General features: G+C 66.9%; 3 protein-coding genes. All 3 read right to left on the bottom strand.

Annotated features, from left to right (window positions below):
• Positions 1-349: 349 nt before the first annotated feature.
• Positions 350-1174 carry an ABC transporter permease gene (locus M3498_14100; GenBank protein MDQ3460411.1) on the bottom strand — a complete coding sequence of 275 codons (825 nt, stop codon included), beginning with the start codon at positions 1172-1174 and terminating at the stop codon, positions 350-352.
• A complete protein-coding gene (locus M3498_14095) occupies positions 1174-2091 on the bottom strand; it encodes an ABC transporter permease (protein MDQ3460410.1) in 918 nt (305 codons plus the stop codon). Before M3498_14095 ends, M3498_14100 begins: the two co-directional genes overlap by 1 nt.
• 134 nt (positions 2092-2225) lie before the next feature.
• Positions 2226-2559: ABC transporter substrate-binding protein (locus M3498_14090; GenBank protein MDQ3460409.1), on the bottom strand; the 334-nt coding region annotated here is incomplete at its 5' end.

Here is a 2559-nt window from a genome sequence, read left to right as displayed (position 1 = left end):
TGAAAGCCGCGCTCGCCGAATTCACCCTCGGCCGCCGCCAAAATCTTTTGACGCGTCGCCTCGCCACGCGCGGTTACAGGTTGAACCGCCTCCGCCACAACACCCCTCTCCCTGTCGAGGCTGTAGTTGAGCAGCCTCAGACATGACAACTGATTCAGGTGTCATAAGTCTAGAGCAAACCGCTCGGCTTGTCAATCTTTTGGGTTGGGCAGGCCGGTGGTTGAAGAGGTGCTGGGGGCGATTGGAGAGGCCGGTTTGCGCGGCCCGCCGATGCCGGGTTCGGGCGCGCCCTGTTTTGGTCTGGTTACTCATCCACGCTGCTGGGTTCATGCCACCCGAACGGTCTGGCTCAGCGGCTGCGCGGGTCGAGCACCTCGGCCAGCGCGTCGCCGAAGAGGTTGATGCCCAAGACCACCAGGCTGATCGCCACGCCGGGAAAGGTCGCCACCCACCAGCCGCCGAAAAAGAGCACCTCGCGGCCGTCGGCGAGCATCTGGCCCCAGCTCGGCACCTCGGGCGGCACCCCGGAAAGGCCCAAAAAGGACAGCGCCGCCTCGATGATGATCATGCTGGCGAGCTGCAAGGTCGCCACCACGATGAGCGCGCCGGTGAGGTTGGGAAAGAGGTGGCGCACCAAGATGCGCCGGTTGCTGCCCCCCAGGGCTCGCGCCGCCTGCACGAAGTCGCGCTCCTTTAGGACTAAGACCTCGCCCCGGACCACCCGGGCGAAGATCACCCAGCCGGTGACGCCCAGGGTCAAGATGGTGTTGCTGAGGCTGGTGCCGAGCGCCGCGATGATGGCGATGACCAGCAGGATGAAGGGCAAGGAGAGCTGGATGTCGGCCAAGCGCATCAGCAGGTCGTCGAGCCAGCCACCTACGTAGCCCGAGATCATGCCCAAGGTCACGCCCAGGACCAGGCTGATGCTCACCGCGGTGACGGCGACCAGCAGCGACAGCCTAGCACCCCAGAGGATGCGCGAGAACATGTCGCGGCCGAGCCGGTCGGTGCCCAGCAGGTGGCCTTCGGCGCCGGGCGGCGAGAGGCGGGCGTCGAGGTTTTGCAGGGTAGGATCGTGCGGGCTGAGCCAGGGCGACAGCAGGGCCGTCAAGAGAAAGAGGACCAGGATCAACAGACCGGTGAAGGCCGCCGGGTTGCGCAGCAGGCGCCTCATCAGCTGTAGCGCACCCGCGGGTCGAGGAGGACGTAGGAGAGGTCCACGAGCAGGTTGACCAACGCCAGGAGCAAGGCGAAGACGATGACGGCGGCCTGCACCACCGGAAAGTCCCGCTGGCTGACGGCGATGAGGACGAAGCGGCCCAGGCCCGGCCAGGCAAAGATGGTCTCGGTGATGACCGCGCCCGAGAGCAGCGTGCCGAGTTGCAGGCCGATCACGGTGATGACGGGGATGGCCGCGTTGCGAAGCGCGTGCTTGTAGACGATCGTCCGCCCCGGGTTGCCCTTGGCCCGGGCGGTGCGGACGTAGTCGCTGCGCAACTCCTGCAAGACGCCGTTCCGGGTCAGCCGGGCGATCGCCGCGGCGGTGAAGGTGCCGATGGTGACCGTCGGCAAGACGAGGTGCTGCCAGCTGCCGTAGCCCGAGATGGGCAGCCAGCGGAGCTCGAGCCCGAAGACGAGGATCAGCATGAGGCCGAGCCAGAAGACGGGAATCGACTGGCCCATGAGCGCCACTGACATCACCCCGAGCTCGGTCGGCGTGCCCCGCTTGAGGGCCGCCACCACGCCCGCCGGGATGCCCAGGAGAACGGCGAAGAGCAGGCCGCTGCCGGCTAGGAGCAGGCTCGCCGGCATGCGCTCCAGGACCAGCGGCAAGGCGGGCACGTCCGAGCGCAAGGAGGTGCCGAAGTCGCCCTGCACCGCCTGCTGGAGGTAGCGGCCGTACTGCACCCAGACGGGCTGGTCGAAGCCGTAGGCGCGGCGAAAGGCGGCGCGCACCTCGGGCGTGGCGTCCAAGGGCACGAGCAGGTTGATGGGATCGCCGGAGAGATAGAGAAGGCCGAAGGCCAGGGTCGCCGCCCCCCACACCACCACCACCACCAGGATGAGCCTGCGCAAGATATAGACGAGCATAATTTAAAGCGGTGTCCTAAAGTGGCGTCCTGAACCGACTAGGCGCTGAAAGAGGGGCTGAGGCGCAGCGCACATGGGCTTGCGCCTCAGCGAGAGCGGCGGGTTTACCTGAGCCGGGTTTACCTGAGCCGGGTTTACCTCAGGCTGATGTCGGGCGCCCAGATGAGCTCGTCGGGCCGGGGCTCCCAGAGGACGCGGTCGGCGACGCCGTAGATGTCGACTTGCTGGTAGAGGAAGAGCCAGGGCGCTTCCTCGCGGACGATCTCGAGCGCCTCCTGGTAGAGTGCGGCGCGCCGCTCCTGATCGACGGTGCCGCGGGCCTCGAAGAGCCTCTGGTCGAGCTCACTGTTCTGCAGGTAAGAAAACACCACCTGGGCTGGCCCGCCCGCGGCGGTGCCGCCGTAGAGCAGGCTGAACAGCGTGTTGTCGGCGTCGAAGAGGTTGTTGCCCCAGCCGATCAGGTAGGCC

It is taken from the genome of Deinococcota bacterium, from assembly GCA_030858465.1.
Taxonomy (GTDB): Bacteria; Deinococcota; Deinococci; order Deinococcales; family Trueperaceae; genus JALZLY01.
Note: the sequence above shows the minus strand (reverse complement) of the source record. Positions and strands in the feature narration are given on the sequence as shown.